The following is a 17,776-nucleotide window of genomic DNA, read 5'->3' as shown; positions in this document are numbered from 1 at the left end:
TTTAATGAACACAAATTATGATAAATAATTTCATTAAAATTACAAAAATCGCTTGATTATTATTCTTGTAGAGCGTATACTAAGTCCAACGCCGGTAAGGATCCGGCGGTTCCGATCAGACTCGTCCTGTTCATTCATGCCGTTCAGGGCGGCAGGCAGAAAATCTGCAGTCTGATCTGTGGAACCTCCTGTTTACAAAAGAATCAAAATGCAATTGAAAAGGGAGCGGAAGCCTTTCGGAATCCGCTCCCTTTTCAATTGTGTCTGTCTTTCCGCTAAAACTCTTCTTCCAGCAGATCCAGAAGATCGTCTCTGGTAATAACTCCGCTTCCGGTTCCTTCCGTGTTCAGGATATCTTCGGCAAGCTGCTTTTTCGCATCCTGCATTTCCATTATTCTCTCTTCAATTGTATTTTTCATAATCAGTTTATATACGGTCACTTTCCGCTTCTGTCCGATTCTGTAGGCACGGTCGGTTGCCTGATTCTGCACCGCCAGATTCCACCATGGATCATAATGGATGACCACGTCGGCACCGGTCAGATTCAGTCCCGTTCCGCCCGCACGGAGGGAAATCAGAAAGACCGGCGTGTCCCCCTCATTAAATCGGTCTACCAGTTCCAGACGCTCCAGTTTCGGTGTCTTTCCGACAATCTTGTAATACGGAATCTTCCGTTCATCCAAATCCTTCTCCAGAAGATCCAACATGGACACGAACTGCGAGAAGACCAGGATCTTATGTCCCTGCTCCGCCGCGCTCTGAATCAGTTCCACGCAGGCCTCTCTCTTGGCTGATCCGCCCTTATAGTTCTGATAACAGAGTGACGGATCGCAGCAGATCTGTCGGATCTGTGTAAGCGCCGCAAAAATCCGGAAACGGTTCTTCTGGAAGTCTTTCGCATCCTGCGCCAGCAGACGGTTCCTCATCTGCTGGACCCGTGCCTGATACAGTTCCTTCTGCTCCTTTTCCATGTAGGAATAATGCACTTCTTCCAGCTTGTCCGGGAGATCTTTCAGGACATCCTGCTTGAAGCGGCGGAGAATAAACGGGGAAACCATATTTTTCAGCCTTTCCATCGTATCATCGTCATGATGGAGGACGATCGGTTTCTCAAACTGATTCCGGAAGGTATCATAGCGGTACAGGAATCCCGGCATCAGGTAATCAAAAATGCTCCACAGTTCGCTCAGACGGTTTTCAATTGGCGTTCCGGTCAGCGCAAACCTGGTCTGGCTCTGAATGATCTTGACGGACTTGGAGGCAGACGTCATGTGATTCTTTATATACTGCGCCTCATCGATGATTTCAAAGCGGAAGCGGATGTCCTCATACTCCGCGATGTCCCTCTTCAGCAGATCATAAGAAGTAATCAGCACATCGTAATTCTCTGCCGCCTTGATTTTCCGTGCTCTTTCCGGAGAGGTTCCGGTAATGGTGCAGGCACGCAGCTCCGGGGCGAACTTGGAAATTTCTGCCTCCCAGTTGTAAACCAGTGAAGCCGGGGAAACCACCAGAGACACATTGTGTCCTTGCTCTTCTTTTTTGCCGCGAGGAGGACTGCGATCACCTGTACGGTCTTTCCCAGGCCCATGTCATCGGCCAGAATCCCGCCGAAGCCGTATTTATCCAGGGTTCTCAGCCAGCGGTAGCCGACCTTCTGATAGCGGCGCAGCACGCCTTTCAGTGTGCCCGGGACGGCAAAATCCGCGTCGTCAATGGTCTTGAACTCTTTCACGAGTTCTCTGAATTTATGGTCGCGCTCGGCCTCGATATCGCCGGCATCTTCCAGCATTTTCTCGATATAGAGGGTGCGGTAAGCCGGGATCTGCATGTTTCCCTGGACGAACTCCTTAGGACTCATCTGCAGGGATTCCATAATCGCGTTCAGCCGCTGGAATTTCTCTTCATTCAGATTGATAAAACTGCCGTCCTTCAGGCGGTAGAAGCGTTTTTTCTCCTGATACTGCTGCAGGATTTCCGTCAGTTCATCCGGACTCATGTCGCCTTCTACATTCAGGTCCAGAAGATGTCCTTCCGTCAGACGCACGCCAATCTTTACCGGGGTGCTCTTCCGGATCCGGACGCGCTGGAATCTGGTCGTGGCATTGACTTCGCCGATTTCCATCAGGCGCTCTACGCCGGCGGACATAAAGCGGTATACCGTATTGGAATCTCCTCCGCAGGTAAGCATGGAGCCGTCTTCCGTCTTCTGCGGAAAGTACTGTCTCAGTTCCGTCAGAACTCGGTTTTCTCTTTCTCTGTCACGGCTCTCTGAAATCGTGTCTGCAGAAGAAAGCTGCAGCAGATCGTATTGTTCATCTCCATAACTGCTGACGGCGCGGCAGGTCACATCCTGTCCCGGCGCGTCCAGATAAAAAGTAAACTCCGGAAGCGGCGGAAGACATTCCTGTATTTTTTCTTCCTCTTCCACTTCCACAGCTGCGTAACGACGCATCCAGGGCAGAATATCATACATCAGAACCGCCAGATTCTGTCTGCCGAATACATAATCGAAGCTTCTCAGATCGCCGTTTCTGCGCAGACTGTCCCAGAGCGGCTGCATGGCTTCTACGGCATCCAGACCGATTCTCCGCAGGTGGTGCTGGCCGAAACGGTAGGCATAGTTCTGTCCCTTGAAAATCAGAGGACAGGTGCCTTCCATTCTCACGCCCTGCAGCACCCCGCTTCCAGAAGTGACCGGCTGAAGGAGAACCTTTACATGCAGGTCGCCGGTATCCGGTGTAATCCTGTACTTCTCACCGCCATACACCTTATACTCGACAGAATCGCCCTTCAGAATATCGTAAAAATCATCCAGAATACTTCCGTAGAGAAGTACCGACGCACTCAGGTCAGAAAAATCCGCCCCGTTTTCATCCGCGGCATTGTGCTGCCGGATAATGCGGTGAAGAAAACGGTAATATTCCAGCCCTCTGGAGGTAAACCGGTCATCCCCCAGTAGAAACTCCGTTTTACTGCCAAAACGCATGGACTGATGCTGCTCCACCGATGTGCAGAATTCCTGCAGGTCCTTGATCTTATACTTTCTTCCGGCTCCCACACGCATCATCATCTGAAGAGTGCCGTTCTTCAGCATGACATAAGGCTCCAGATCCAGAAGCGGCTGTGTGGAAATCAGCTGACTTTCTGCTGCCGTCCGCTCCTGACGGGAATAGGACTGCAGATAGTCTTTCCGGAAATTATCCACCAGGCGGCTGGCCCCGGAATCCGTTGCGTCTCCCGGGTTATGATCGTACAAATAGCTTCCCATCAAGTAGATAAGCGCCGCCATATGCACACAGATCTGGTTGTTCCAGTGATCACTGGAATCAAAATAGGAAAGCATGCAGTCGTCGTCATAACAGGACATTTCCGTGACCGTGTCCTGCGTAAACCAGACAAACACACTGATATCCCTGCGCTTCTTATGCAGGATTCCGGTTGCGACACCGGACTGCACACCGCCCATGCGCCGGAAAAAACGGATATCTACAGATTCCAGCTCAAACTGCCCGGATTTTGCCAGATTCATGCCCTCCGTCCAGAGCTGCATCGGAATCTTCAGCTTCCTGAGCATGCTCGGGTAGTCAAAATACCGGTACTGATCGCTGAACAGTTTTTCAAAATTCTTATAGACAGCTTCCGGGATCTCCGGACCGGAAACTTTTTTCTTTATTCTGCTGTCCTCTGCCACGCTCTCATCCCTCTCGTTCGTTCACATTCTGCCGCTGCCGACGTATCGGCTGAAGATGTTCAGCGATACACAGCCATTCATATTATTATACACGTTAGGGATATATTTTTGAAGAAAGCCCTTCTGAAAATTATTTTTCTGTTATACTGATAGTGTTATTGAAATTTCAGTTCCGCGCTTCCGCGGCGCAGATGCACCGGGAAAGTCCGGAAAATTGCAGGAGGAACAGCAGAAATGAACAGACCAGATGAGCGCCTCATCCTCGCTATGATCAACTATGATCAGGGAGATCCGCAGCGTATTCAGCATTTTATTAAAGTATATACATTCGCGACACTGATCGCAGGACGTGAAGGCATCGACCCGAATGAAAAGCACGTTCTTGAGACTGCCGCCATCGTTCATGACATCGGCATCCACGTCAGTGAAGAGAAATACGGAAGCAGCAATGGAAAATACCAGGAAGAAGAAGGCCCTGCAGAAGCAGAGAAACTGCTGCGCAAGGTCGGCGGATATTCAGAAGACCAGATTTCCCGTGTAAAATACCTGGTCGGTCATCATCACACCTATGATTCCATCGATGGCGATGACTACCAGATTCTGGTAGAAGCAGACTTCCTCGTCAACATCTATGAAGACAAGCTCGACAAGGCTGCGATCGAAAGCGCAGAAAAGAAGATCTTCAAAACAGAAACCGGTCTTCAGATTCTGCACGATATGTTTAGAGACGAATAAACTACACAGACAGAAAACAGCCGGCAGTTAACAGGTGAAAACAACGCATTTCCATTAGATGGCCGGAAATGAAGCTGACTCTTCAGACCGGGCGCAGTTTCAGAGAAATTCGAGAAACTGTGGGGCATGATGCAAATTGGTGCATCATGCCCCACAGTTTTCCTCTCATCTCTCTGACTGCGCCTGCGGTCTTTCGAGAGGCTCCATTTCCGGCCGTCATTTTCAATTGCGTCGTAATAATTCATACCTGACGATTAATGTGTTCTTGTACAATTTTTAGCTTAAATTCTAAATCATATTCCTTGTGCATGATGATCTTCCCTCCTCAAGCAGGACTGTACGTCCAACTTTATGGGGTATGATCACTTCTGAGATTTTTGTTTCTGAAATGGCAAAAATAATATTATCTGCAACAGATTTTTTGAAACTCCTCCCTGACGTTTTGAAACTACAGGAAAAAATCTGAATCGCAACGCCGCACTCTCCTTTATCCCATTCATTACTATCTGCACGAACCGCAAACGATGAACGAATTTCGGCAAAAAATACACAAACAGAAACTCAGTAAATAACAGACCGCATTTCTCTCCATGTATATTCCTTTACAGAATGCTTCCTACCGCGTACACGATAAAGGAAACAATCCAGGCAATCACGCACTGCCAGACCACGATTCCGGCTGCCCAGCGGCTGCCGAGTTCTCTTCTGATGGAAGCGATGGCCGCAACGCACGGTGTATAAAGCAGACAGAAGACCAGAAGGGCCAGTGCGGACAGCGGTGTCAGCATGTGGACCAGATTCTGCGAGGTTCCCACCAGAACGTTCAGGGTTGCGACTACACTTTCCTTGGCCATAAAGCCAGTGATCAGCGCCGTGGAAATCTTCCAGTTTCCAAAGCCCATCGGCGCAAAAATCGGCGCAATCAGGCCGCCCAGCATAGCCAGCATGCTGTTTTCTGAGTCACTGACCATATGAAGCTGCGGGTTGAAATGCTGCAGGAACCAGATCACGATCGTCGCCACGAAAATGACGGAGAACGCACGCTCCAGGAAATCCCTGGCCTTATCCCAGAGAAGCTGCAGCACGGTCTTGGCCGATGGCAGACGGTAGTTCGGAAGTTCCATGACGAACGGCACAGCCTCGCCTTTAAACAGGGTCCGCTTACTCAGAAGCGCCATGAGGATGCCGACCAGAATGCCGATAAAATACAGGCAGACCATGATCAGACCGCCCTTCCCCGGGAAGAAGGCCGCCGTGAAGAATCCGTAAATCGGAAGTTTTGCCGAGCAGCTCATGAACGGCGTCATCATGATCGTCATTTTACGGTCACGCTCCGACGGCAGCGTCCTGGTGGACATGACCGCCGGCACACTGCAGCCGAATCCCAGCAGCATCGGCACGATACTTCGTCCCGACAGGCCGAGTTTTCGCAGCTGCTTGTCCATGACAAATGCCACACGTGCCATATATCCGGTATCTTCCAGCAGCGACAGGAAGAAAAACAGGGTGACGATGATCGGAAGGAAACTGATGACGCTTCCGACACCCTTGCATATGCCGTCGATAATCAGCGAATGCACCGCACCGGTCACATTTGCCGCGGTCAGCCCCCGGTCCAGAAGATTCGTCAGGGCATCCACCCCCATCGCCATCAGATTCTGCAGGCCCGCGCCGATGACATTAAAGGTCAGATAGAACACCGCGGCCATAATCCCGATAAATGCCGGAATCGCCGTGTACTTTCCCGTCAGGATTTTATCGATCTTCCGGCTTCTCTCATGCTCCTTGCTCTCATGCGGCATGACCACCGTTTTCTCTACCAGTTTCTCAATGAAGGAGAACCGCATGTCCGCAATCGCAGCGGCACGGTCCAGTCCGCGTTCATCCTCCATCTGCACGATGATATGCTCGATGGTCTCCTTCTCATTCTGCGACAAATGGAGAGCTTCAAGGATATTCTGGTCTCCCTCCACCAGCTTGGTTGCCGCAAACCGAATCGGAATTCCGGCATTCTCCGCATGATCCTCGATCAGATGCATGATGCTGTGCAGGCATCTGTGCACCGCGCCGCCGTGCTCATCCGGACTGCAGAAATCCAGTCTGCCCGGCCGCTCCTGATAATGCGCCACGTGAATCGCATGATCTGCCAGTTCCTGAATGCCCTGCCCTTTTACCGCCGAGATCGGAACAACCGGAATTCCCAGTTCTTCCTCCATCTCATTGATGCGGATGGACCCGCCGTTTCCAGTCAGCTCATCCATCATATTCAGCGCCAGAACCATCGGAACGTCCAGCTCCATCAGCTGCATCGTCAGGTAGAGATTTCTCTCAATATTGGTCGCGTCAACGATATTAATGATGCCGCGCGGCTTTTCACCGATTATGTACTGACGGGTGACAATTTCCTCACTGCTGTAGGGCGACATCGAGTAAATTCCCGGAAGATCCGTGATTTCCGTATTTTTCTGTCCCAGAATCGCGCCGCTTTTCCGGTCCACCGTTACGCCCGGGAAATTTCCCACGTGCTGGTTGGATCCGGTCAGCTGATTGAACAGCGTTGTCTTTCCGCAGTTCTGGTTGCCCGCCAGGGCGAATGTCAGCCGCTCATCATCAGGAAGCGGATGCTCACCTGCGCGGGTGTGGTATTTTCCGCCTTCACCGAGGCCTGGATGATCCAGGAACTCCTGATCCTTTTCTTCCTCTTGCTGAATCTCTTTTGTCTGTTTCTTCTCTGCCCGGTCCTCACGGACTTTCTCAGCGTCCGCCGTCACCGGCTCAATCTCGATCTTCTCCGCGTCATCCAGCCTGAGGGTCAGCTCATAACTGTGAATCTGCAGTTCCATCGGATCGCCCATCGGGGCATACTTGATCAGCCGGACCACTGCGCCCGGTATCAGACCCATATCCAGGAAATGCTGGCGCAGCGCGCCCTGTCCTCCAACGGACCGGATTCTCGCGCTTTCGCCGATTTCCAGCTCTCTTAAATTTTTCATATTCTGCCGATTTCCTTCTCTTGCGTGCACTCACCCGAGTGCAGAGTTTTAATATTTTTGTTTACAGATATTATATAGCATCGCAGCGCTGGAGTTAAACACCTCTATTAATATTTCCAATGATTTTACAATGCGTTCTATAAGCCGCAGACAAAAAGTACTCCGCCTTCCTGTCTTCTTCACCAAGGAAAAAGCCCGGATTTTCCAGAAAACGTGACTTTCCGGAACCCGGGCTCTATGGATTTCCCGCCAGCTGCAGCGGAAAACACAAATCAAAACTACTTATACAGAACGAGGGCAATGAACTCCAGAGGCTCATCCTCTTCATTCCAGAGTGCGTGTGTTTCGCCGTCTCCGGTGAACATAACGTCTCCAGGAGCTACATCAACAACCGTTCCGTCGTTGTTCAGATACTTGCCGTGACCGCTCAGGACATAATAGGTCTCTGCGTCCCCTTCATGAGTGTGCTTTCCTACCTCGCAGCCCTTCTCCAGAACCATGTGATTGAACACACGTCCCTTGTTATACATTTCCTCATCGGTCTTCAGGATCTTTCTTACCAGGACATGACCCTTGCCGCCCTTAAATCCCTCAACGGCTGCCGGTTCACCGATATTGCGTACGAATGCCATTTCTGCCTCCTTGCTGTGTGTAATAACATCTGATGAGTTATTATACCATTGGAAAATCTGTTTGACAAAAGTTCAACGTATTTTATGATCGTACAATAATTTTCTGTAATTCTTTTTATTATCCATTGACAAACGCAAAGCAGGGTGCTATTCTAGAACCGTTCATTAAAGCAAGTGATTAAAGGAGACTAAGGTATGCTGAACGCAGTACTGAACATCGTCATTCTAGTCGTCGCGATCGTCATTATTAAGGCGGTCATTATTGACGCGCCCACAGAATGCCGGATGAAACAGACTGTAAATACCTTGAGTTGTTAGGAAGGATGCCTGGAAACATTCCTTCCGATAGAAACAGGAAACACTAACTGCAGTTTGATGTCCGGAACATCAGCTGCAGTTTTTTTATGGCATGCATGCGTAAAACAGTGAATACGTCAGAAGGCGGACGGCCGGATACCGGACGCCGGACAGCCCGGGCCTTGTGGATTGGATTGAGCCTGGTATAACGGACCACTTACTTTGGATGAAAATGGAGAGCTTAAGAAGCACGGGGCCTTGGATTGGAGCCTCTGCTTCTGCGGGACCCGGAGAATCCCGCAGAGCGGATTTCCATGAATGGATTGACATGGAAATCTGCCAATTGGAAAAATGTTGAATGTATAACGGAAGAGCTTCCGGAGCGTACGTGCAGGATTTCAGGATTGGATTGATTGGAACTGGATGAGAGCCGACGGAAATTTATTGGATTGGATATTTATTCTGCGGGAGCTGAGGAAGGAGAAAAGCTATGGAAATGACAGGAGCCAAGGTTTTAATGGAGTGTTTGCTAGAACAGGGATGTGATACGGTGTTCGGATACCCTGGCGGAGCAATTCTGAATATCTACGATGAACTCTACCGCTACAAGGCAAAGGGGCTGATCCGACACATCACCACATCTCATGAACAGGGTGCCGCTCACGCTGCAGACGGATATGCGAGATCCACCGGAAAGACCGGTGTATGTTTTGCGACTTCCGGACCGGGAGCAACCAACCTGACGACAGGAATTGCAACATCCTATCTTGACTCTTCCCCTGTTGTTTTCATCACCTGCAATGTTGCCAAGCCGCTTCTCGGAAAGGACTCTTTCCAGGAAGTAGACATCAAGGGCATCACGAAACCGATCACGAAGAAGAATTACCAGGTTCAGAACGTTGACCAGCTGGCAGAGACGATCCGCGACGCATTTGCAACCGCAGAAAGCGGCCGCCCGGGTCCGGTTCTGATCGATATCCCGAAGGATGTCACTGCAGCCAAGACAGAGTACACCCGCCTGACACCAAAAGCTGTCGATAAGAGAAAGCATACTTTCCGCGCACCGGAACCGGAAAAAGAAGATCTGGATACGCTTCTTGAAATGATTTCCAAGGCGGAGAAGCCGATGCTGATCTGCGGCGGCGGTGTTACACGCGGAAAAGCCACAGAAGAATTCCGTGAGTTTGCCCGCAAAGTCGATGCGCCGACAGCCATCACTCTGATGGGCGGCGGTGCTATGGACGGTTCTGACCAGCTTGCTACAGGAATGATCGGAATGCATGGAAGCCAGGCTTCCAACAGAGCCTGCGCAGGATGCGACCTGCTCATCGCTGTAGGATGCCGTTTCAGTGACCGTGTTGCCCTGAAGCCTTCAACCTTTGCCGCAACGGCAAAACTGGTCCAGATCGATGTAGATCCGAAGGAAATCAATAAAAACGTCCAGACGGACCACTACATCCTCGGCGACGCAAAGCGCGTGCTGGAACTGCTGAACGAGAGACTTCCGCAGTACCATCATGAGGATTGGAAATCTTACGTATTCTCTTTCCCGACGGAGACGAAATACGATGACGTTCCGGGCACACTGACGCCAAAGCAGGCTTTGAGCACGATTCAGAAGACCTTCCCGGACGATGTCATGGTCACAACCGATGTCGGCGAACATCAGATGTGGGCGATCCAGCACTTCCACTTCCATTATCCGGGACAGCTGCTTACTTCCGGCGGATTCGGAACGATGGGCTTCGGACTCGGCGCTGCAATCGGCGCGCAGGTCGGAAACCCGGACAAGATGGTTCTGCACATTACCGGCGACGGTTCTTTCCGCATGAACTGCAATGAACTCGCGACGGAAGAGCACTATAACCTGCCGATTGTCACCATCATCTTCAACAACGGCTGCATGGGAATGGTTCACCAGTGGCAGAAACTGATGTATGACAAGCGTTACAGCGAGACAACTCTGGACAGAGGCCCGGATTTCGTCAAGCTGGCAGATGCTTACGGACTGAAGGGCAGACGCGTTTCCAGCACAGAAGAACTGAAAGACGCGCTTGCAGAAGCTCTTGAAGAACATAAAAAAGGAAAGGGATATGTCGTAGACTGCATCATCCCAAAAGAAGAACTGGTACGCCCGATGGTTAACGGCGGAACCAATATTACAGACTTCCTGCTGGACTAACAGCATCAAGGATATCACCCGTCAGGCGCGGGGCGGAACATTCTGCATGGATGATGTTCATCGATGCGGAAGGCTGAAAGTCCGCGCCCGACAACATCTGCAGGCCTGCTCCTCTATTTTATTCAGAGAGACAGAATATCTGCAGAGAAAAATGCCGGTTATTCCTGTATGGACGCGCGCCCGCAATCCAGGGCCTCCCGGCCGCAGGAATTCCAAAAATGACCATAGCGTCATGACCATAGCAGTGGAGAGTGCGGGGAAACGAATCCGTGTTTCCCCGCACTCCCTTTTTATGCCGCATTCTGTCAAAGTGGTTCAGCCCAATTTTTCCTTGCAGTTGCCCGCTTCTGACGTTATAATATCTATGTTGTGGTCTTCACCAAAATTTTATGGAGAGATGTCAGAGTGGTCGATCGTGCGGCACTCGAAATGCCGTGCCCTTCACCGGGCCTCGGGTTCGAATCCCGATCTCTCCGCCATACAGAAAACGGTTCCGCCTGCACCATGCAGCTGCGGAACCGTTTTTTCTTAACTTCAGTCTGCCGACATCTTCCGCGGCACTTTCTACCCTTTCGCGGAAACAGATTTACCCCGGATTTTACCTTTCCTTCTTCTTCCCTCTGCAGATTTATGGTATACTTATAAAAATCATTTTACCATCATACACGCAACAGAAAGGTGTGAAACTATCAGTACCCAAAACAGCAAACTGCGCATCCGGGATGAAAAGAAGGCCATCCGTGTATCCAGCACTCTCGGTGTCATCGTCGCCATTGCGGAAGTTCTCATGTATTTAGCGACCCACTCTCAGGCTATTCTGATCGACGGAATTTACGACAGCATGGACGTGGTGATCCTGGTGATCTACCAGCTTCTGATCCCGCTGCTCTATAAACCGGTCAGCGAAAAAATCCCCTATGGATTCGCGCAGGTGGAATCCCTCTTCATTCTGATTAAAGGTTCCATCCTTATTCTTGTCACCCTGCTGGTCATTTACGATAATATCCAGGTCATCCTTCACGGCGGATCCCATCTCGATACCGGACTGATCTTGTATTTCGAATTTGCCCTGACCATGTTCTGCGTCGCCGGATGGCTGCTGATGCGCTATCTGGGACAGCGGCTGAAAACTCCGATGATCAAGGTTGAAGTCATCACCTGGAAGATCGACGTTTTCCTGAGCCTGGGCGCCTTCCTGGGCTTCGGTCTGGAGATTCCCTTCCACTATTTCCACCTGCTGGAATGGACCATTCCCTACATCGATTCCGTGATTTCCTGCATTATCGCCGCCCTGATGCTGCCAGAGCCGACCCGGGCATTTATCAATGCCATCCGCGAGCTCGTCCTCATGGCACCTCCGGCGGAGAAAATCGAGGAAATCCGCACCATCACCGCAGAAGGTCTGAAAGATTATCCTTACGATGTTGATTTTATCGATGCCGTGCGCACCGGCCGCCGCCTCTGGATTTCCCTCTATGTGACGACAAAGGGAAACATCATGAACATCAAACAGCTCAAGGAAGCAACGGACAAGCTCCGTGCCATGCTTTCCGCCCGCTACACCGGCGTCTACCTGGAACTCATTCCGGATGTCGCTCCGGATTCCCCGGCCGTTATTTCGCGAGAGGATCAAGGACCTCTTTCAGATCTGCGATGATATCATCCGGATCCTCCAGTCCTACGCTCAGTCTTACCAGGCCTTCGGAAATTCCCGCGGAAGCGAGCTCCTCCGATGAATAAGTGGAATGTGTCATCGATGCCGGATGCTCCACCAGGGTCTCTGCGTCACCCAGTGATACCGCGACGATGCAGAGCTGCAGCTTGTTCAGTGCGGCAGCAACCTGGTCACGGTCTGCCTTCAGCTCAAAACTCATCATGCCGCCCATCAGATCCATCTGCTTCAGCGCGGTCTTATGACCTTCAAAACTCTCCAGTCCCGGATAATACACTTTCTTTACCGCAGGATGGCTCTCCAGGAACTTCGCAATCTTCATGGCATTGGCACAGTGACGCTCCATGCGGATATCCAGTGTCTTCATGCCGCGGGCCAGAAGGAAGGCGTTGAACGGGCTCATAATGGAACCGGTCATATCCTTCATGCCAAACATCTTTACCTTCTGAATAAACTCCGCGTCACTGATAACAGCTCCGGCAACGATGTCTCCATGTCCGTTCAGATACTTGGTTGCGCTGTGTACGACGATATCCGCGCCCTTGCTCAGCGGTCTCTGGACATACGGTGTGCAGAAGGTATTATCCACGATCACTTTGATCTCCGGGTTATATTCATGCGCGATCTTCGCCGCCTCTTCAATGTCGATTACCGTCAGCGTCGGGTTGCACGGCGTTTCGAAATATACAACCTTTGTCTTTTCACTGAGGGCATTTTTCAGATTGTCGAGACTGCTCATGTCGATGAACTTCGCCGTTACGCCGAACTCCGACAGTCCGTGACTCATCAGCGAGAATGTACAGCCGTACAGCGCTTCCTCCGCGATGATTTCATCGCCCTGCTTCAGAATACTCCACAGTGTGGAAGAAATCGCTCCCATTCCGGAGGCCGTTACAGCCGCATCCTCTCCGCCTTCCAGCGAGGCCAGCTTCTCCTCAACCGCACGCTGAGACGGGTTGCCCAGGCGCGTGTAAATATATCCGTCTTCCTCTCCGGCAAAGCGGCGCCCGCCCTGCTCCACGGAATCAAACGCAAAGGTCGAGGTCATGTAGATCGGATCACACAGTGCTCCGACAGAATTTTTCTGTTTTCCGACATGAATCTGTCTCGTTGCAAACGATAAATCCTTTAAATCTTTCATGTTCAGCACTCCTTTCTGCGCATTTTCTCAACTTCAGAACTTTTATGAATAAACAGTATTCTTTATTTACATATATCGTATCATAACTTTACAATGATGTGTTAATATGTATACATGCGAACTTGTTCCAGGTTTTTCTTGGGACAAAATATGAATGATGCAAGGAGTAAAGGGATGACATTCAAACAACTGCAATATATCGTGGAAATCTACAACTGCGGCTCTATGAACAAGGCCGCCCAGAAACTCTATGTTTCTCAGACCGCAATTTCTTCCTCTGTAAAGATGCTGGAAGATGAACTCGGGGTTAAACTGTTCCAACGTACCACGCACGGAATTAAGTACACAGATGAAGGAATCCGCTTCGTCAGCTACGCCTCTTCCCTGCTTTCTGAAAAGGAACGGATCGAGTCCATGTACAGCCACGGGGAAAGCGAATCCAACAAGCTTTCCTTTGCCGTCTCCTCTCAGCGTTTTCTCTTCGTCCAGGATGCGGTTCTTCGTCTCTCCTATAATTCCGGAGAGGCTGGATTTCACATCATTTACCGGGAGACGAATCTGCAGAAGGTCATCGAAGATGTACAGTCCTCCCGGTCCGATGTCGGCGTAATCTCCATCAGCAGGTATGCGGAGCAGTTCCTGCTTCACCAGCTGGAGCTTGCACACTTGCTCTTTCACCCTTTGTCAAAAATCTACCCGAGAATCTTCTGCCGCAAGGGACATCCGCTGACAGAGAAATCCCTGGTTCACGAGGAGGATCTGAGAGAATTCCCTTACCTGTGTTATGAGCTTCCTCCGGGGACGCCGGCGGATTTCTCCGAAGAGTATCAGATGATGTCGCTGAAAATGCCGGACCGGTCATTTACGACGGACAGCAGTGCCTTCGCCTGCCACGCCTTTCTGCAGTCTGACGCCTACACCATCGGCACGGGTCTTCCGTTCGCCCACGCCAAGGATATGAGCCAGCTCGTCAGCATTCCTTTTGCCGGCGCAGACCCGATCCGCATCGGCTGGATCGGCCATAAGAACAGCAGTGAATCCCAGGTTTCCAGAATGTTTACCGACTGTCTGACGGAAGCCATCCATGATTCCATGGAAGAACAGCGCAGAAAGGAACAGGAACTGAAACAATAACGCCGAAAAAAAGACTGATACTGGCGCGTCACAGCAGCTGGCATCAGTCCTTTTCATTTTCTATATATTCATTTTCAATGGCTCAGACTTGACTTATAGACAATCCTGACGAGTTTATACGGCTCTGGTGTACTTCTTCAGCCACTCTTTCTCCTCATCGTTCAGATATGGAGAAGTTACCTCATAAACCTTCTTGTGGTAGTCGTTCAGCATCTGACGTTCTTCATCCGTCATGAAGTCAGGGTTGATCGCATCCAGGTCCATCGGAACCCAGGTGATCGGTTCCAGATGCATGAACTGACCGAATTCATTCTTTTCATCCTTGCAAACGAGCAGCTCGTTCTCCAGACGCACTCCATGGGATCCTTCAATATAGATTCCCGGCTCGTCAGTAATGACCATGCCCTCTTCCATAATCGCGGTATCTCCATCAATGAATCTGGAACGGAAGCTTGCCGGGCTCTCGTGGATGTTCAGCAGATAACCGACACCATGTCCGGTTCCGTGATTGAAGTTCATGCGGCGCTTCCAGAACGGATTTCTTGCCAGGTTATCTACGGCAACACCGGTTACTCCGTACTGGAATACAGCATTTCCAAGGGACAGGTTGCTGATGGCAACCAGGGTGAAATCGTCCTTCATCTTCTGCGTGATCGGTCCCAGGACATAGGTTCTGGTAATATCCGTAGAACCTTCCCAGAATCCTGCGCCTGTATCGGTCAGCAGCATGCCTTCCGGCTTCAGCTCAACATCTGTTTCCGGTGTAGGAGCGTAATGAACGATTGCAGCATGCTCTGCATAAGAAGAAATCGGCTCAAAGCTCGGCTTGATGTAGTTACCCATTTCTTTTCTGAACTCATCCAGCTTATCGGATGCACTGATCTCTGTGATCCTGATCTTTCCAACATTCTCCTTCAGCCACTTCATGAAGCGGATATGAGCAACACTGTCCTTGATCTCGGCTTTCTTGATGTTCTCGATTTCTACCGGATTCTTGACGGTCTTGAAGGTCTCTTCCGGGCTCATGCAGTTGATCTTCTCAACACCGTCCGGGATGTTGCTGTACAGGGCGTAGTTGATCTTCAGCGGATCCAGCATGATGGACTGTCCTGCAGGAACCATCTTGATGTCTTCATAAACATCATTGTACGGATGAAGGGTAACGCCCAGCGCAGCAAGGTGTTCCTTAATCTCATCGCTCAGCTTGCTTTCATCAACATAGAGATGATAGTCATTCTGTGTAATGATCGCATAGGACAGGAGCAGCGGGAAATAGTCGATATCATCGCCTCTGATGTTCAGTGTCCAGCAGATGTCATCCGGTGTAGTCTCGACATGAACGTCTGCTCCGGCATCCTTCATTTTCTCACGAATGTCAGCAATCTTCTCTTCTGCAGTCTTTCCCGCATATTTAACAGGAAGCTCCCAGGCCGGCTTGTCGGACATCGGCGGACGGTCCTTCCAGATGACATCGATCAGATCCTTTGTGTACTCGATCTTCGCGTGATTTCTCTCCGCAACATCCGCGTACTCCTGACCCTCATCCATGGAAACTACACGGCCGTCAAAACCGATGGTCTCGCCTTCTTTTACGGTATCTTTCAGATATTCTGCCAGTGTCGGAACGCCAGGCTCATACATCTTCATCAGCTGAACCGTTGTTCCCTCCAGCTGCTTTCCTGCCTGGATGAAGTAGCGTCCGTCTGTCCAGAGGCGGGCGTCATTCATGGAAATCAGCGCAGTTCCTGCAGAACCCGTAAATCCGGTAATGAATACACGAGCCTTGAAATGCTCGCCTACATACTCATCCTGATGAAAGTCTGCAGTCGGAACGACAAAATAGTCAATGCCGTTTTTCTTCATCTGCTCACGAAGAGCAGCCAGTCTTTCTGGAATTATACTCATTATTACACACTCCCTTCTTATCAGAACCGCCCTGCCCTTCGGGCAGAGCGGTCTCTTACACATCTTTCAGTTTTGCTTATTTCTCTGCTTCCTTATCTTTGTTTTCAACAAGTGAACGCAGCGGCTTATCCATGATGAACAGGATGATCATGCAGGCAAATGCTACAACTGCAACGCCGATGCAGGCATGAATGAATGTGAACTTGCCGTTGAACGCAAATGCGTAAACGTTCGCATACAGTTTTGCGGCAAAGAAGATTCCCAGGCTCCATACGGCCTGCATCACTCCCATCAGACGGCTCGGGGAATATTCTGCGATGAAGGCATTTCCCAGAGGGGAGAAGAACATTTCGCCGAGTGTCAGGAATACCAGGAAGATGATCAGCAGCAGGCAGGTCGGCTTTGCGCTTCCGCGTGCAGCGTCGATGATTGCGAAGTAGATGTATCCGCAGCCGAGGAAGGCAATTGCGATACCCAGCTTCTTGAAGATACTCATGTCGCCCTGCGGACGTGCTTCCAGCTTATGCCAGAGAGCAGCGGTGATCGGTCCGGAAATGATGCAGAACAGAGCATTGAGGGAGTCGAACCAGCTCTGCGGAATCGTGAAGTTTCCGACAGTCCAGTTCATGTTTGTCCCCCAGTAATAGTAAGCCGGGAGGTAAGCCAGATACCAGAACAGCCAGAATACAATTTCAAATGCAGAAATCAGGATGATTGCCCAGATACGCTTTTTCTCAAGTGTGTTCAGAGTCAGCTTGACTTCCTTCTGCGCAGCCTTCTGAGCCTTTTCACGAGCGATCTCCTCATCAGTAAGTTCTTTCTTAAACGGAACCTTTCCGGCATCTCCACCCTTGAAGTGAATTCCGAGAGTGAACCATACGCAGCCTGCAAGCATTACGATGGATGCCAGTCTGAAGCAAGGACGGAATCCCATAACGCTTCCATGAGCAAATACCTTTGTGTACAGAACGCCGGCAATCAGCGGTCCGACACAGGCTCCGACATTTACAAGTGAGTAGCGGATTGAATATGCAGACTTCAGATCCTCTTTCTTGACGATTTTACCAACCATCGGGCCTGTCTTGAACAGTCCGAGTCCGAATGCTACGCAGAAAATCATCGCGTAGATCATTCCTGCGGAATGAGCAATGGATCCGCAGAAATAGCCGGCAGCTACGATCAGAAGACCAACCGTTGTAGAATAACGAGGACCGATCCATCTGTCGACGACATATCCGCCGAGGATAGCCAGCAGGTAGGAGAACGCAGTCAGGTTAGACTGCATCTTCGCACCAGTAACCTGGGAAAGACCAAGTCCGCCGTTCGCTACTGCTGCAGTAACGAACATCAGAATCAGTGAACGTCCGAGATAGAAGGACATTCGCTCAAAA

At 50.5% G+C, this 17,776-nt stretch carries 11 protein-coding genes, 1 tRNA gene and 1 pseudogene; 6 read left to right on the top strand and 7 right to left on the bottom strand.

Features of this window, described 5'->3' with window-relative positions; genetic code table 11:
• Positions 1 to 275 precede the first annotated feature (275 nt).
• Both ACI77B_RS05185 and ACI77B_RS05180 read right to left on the bottom strand, forming a co-directional pair.
• Positions 276 to 839, bottom strand: a complete 564-nt coding sequence (locus ACI77B_RS05185) for a DEAD/DEAH box helicase (RefSeq protein WP_409337698.1) — start codon at positions 837 to 839, stop codon at positions 276 to 278.
• A 39-nt stretch (positions 840 to 878) separates the two neighbouring features.
• Positions 879 to 2,989, bottom strand: a pseudogene (locus ACI77B_RS05180) (SNF2 helicase associated domain-containing protein); the annotation flags it as partial.
• Positions 2,990 to 3,928: 939 nt separating this feature from the next.
• On the opposite strand from ACI77B_RS05180, the gene ACI77B_RS05175 reads away from it, so the two are divergent.
• A complete protein-coding gene (locus ACI77B_RS05175; RefSeq protein WP_409335846.1) occupies positions 3,929 to 4,429 on the top strand; it encodes an HD domain-containing protein in 501 nt (166 codons plus the stop codon).
• 602 nt (positions 4,430 to 5,031) lie between these two features.
• Here the strand turns inward: ACI77B_RS05175 and feoB are convergent.
• Together feoB and ACI77B_RS05165 are read right to left on the bottom strand one after the other, a co-directional pair.
• Positions 5,032 to 7,422 (bottom strand): ferrous iron transport protein B, encoded by a 2,391-nt coding sequence (gene feoB, locus ACI77B_RS05170; protein ID WP_409335845.1) that lies wholly within the window; start codon positions 7,420 to 7,422, stop codon positions 5,032 to 5,034.
• 278 nt (positions 7,423 to 7,700) lie between these two features.
• Positions 7,701 to 8,054: a cupin domain-containing protein gene (locus ACI77B_RS05165; protein WP_409335844.1), complete on the bottom strand. Its 354-nt coding sequence runs from the start codon at positions 8,052 to 8,054 to the stop codon at positions 7,701 to 7,703.
• A 195-nt stretch (positions 8,055 to 8,249) separates the two neighbouring features.
• On the opposite strand from ACI77B_RS05165, the gene ACI77B_RS05160 reads away from it, so the two are divergent.
• The 4 genes from ACI77B_RS05160 (at position 8,250) to ACI77B_RS05145 (ending at position 12,190) form a co-directional block, all read left to right on the top strand.
• Positions 8,250 to 8,372 (top strand): hypothetical protein, encoded by a 123-nt coding sequence (locus tag ACI77B_RS05160; protein ID WP_409335843.1) that lies wholly within the window; start codon positions 8,250 to 8,252, stop codon positions 8,370 to 8,372.
• A 469-nt stretch (positions 8,373 to 8,841) separates the two neighbouring features.
• Positions 8,842 to 10,533, top strand: a complete 1,692-nt coding sequence (gene ilvB / locus ACI77B_RS05155; protein ID WP_409335842.1) for a biosynthetic-type acetolactate synthase large subunit — start codon at positions 8,842 to 8,844, stop codon at positions 10,531 to 10,533.
• Positions 10,534 to 10,924: 391 nt separating this feature from the next.
• A tRNA-Ser gene (locus ACI77B_RS05150) sits at positions 10,925 to 11,012 on the top strand.
• 68 nt (positions 11,013 to 11,080) lie between these two features.
• Positions 11,081 to 12,190 (top strand): cation diffusion facilitator family transporter, encoded by a 1,110-nt coding sequence (locus tag ACI77B_RS05145; protein WP_409337697.1) that lies wholly within the window; start codon positions 11,081 to 11,083, stop codon positions 12,188 to 12,190.
• Here the strand turns inward: ACI77B_RS05145 and megL are convergent.
• On the bottom strand, positions 12,147 to 13,346 hold the full coding sequence (megL, locus tag ACI77B_RS05140) for a methionine gamma-lyase (RefSeq protein ID WP_409335841.1): 1,200 nt from the start codon (positions 13,344 to 13,346) through the stop codon (positions 12,147 to 12,149). The two genes, ACI77B_RS05145 and megL, sit on opposite strands and share 44 nt — an antisense overlap.
• 174 nt (positions 13,347 to 13,520) lie before the next feature.
• On the opposite strand from megL, the gene ACI77B_RS05135 reads away from it, so the two are divergent.
• Positions 13,521 to 14,480: a LysR family transcriptional regulator gene (locus tag ACI77B_RS05135; RefSeq protein ID WP_409335840.1), complete on the top strand. Its 960-nt coding sequence runs from the start codon at positions 13,521 to 13,523 to the stop codon at positions 14,478 to 14,480.
• A gap of 114 nt (positions 14,481 to 14,594) precedes the next feature.
• Here ACI77B_RS05135 and ACI77B_RS05130 read toward each other — a convergent pair whose 3' ends face one another.
• Positions 14,595 to 16,385, bottom strand: a complete 1,791-nt coding sequence (locus ACI77B_RS05130; protein ID WP_409335839.1) for an aminopeptidase P family N-terminal domain-containing protein — start codon at positions 16,383 to 16,385, stop codon at positions 14,595 to 14,597.
• A gap of 76 nt (positions 16,386 to 16,461) precedes the next feature.
• Positions 16,462 to 17,766, bottom strand: a complete 1,305-nt coding sequence (locus tag ACI77B_RS05125) for a peptide MFS transporter (protein WP_409335838.1) — start codon at positions 17,764 to 17,766, stop codon at positions 16,462 to 16,464.
• Positions 17,767 to 17,776: the final 10 nt, after the last annotated feature.

It is taken from the genome of Eubacterium sp. F2 (assembly GCF_046244355.1).
Classification (GTDB): Bacteria; Bacillota; Clostridia; order Peptostreptococcales; family Anaerovoracaceae; genus Aminicella.
The sequence above is the reverse complement of the archived record's forward strand: the minus strand, read 5'-3'. Positions and strand labels throughout refer to the sequence as shown.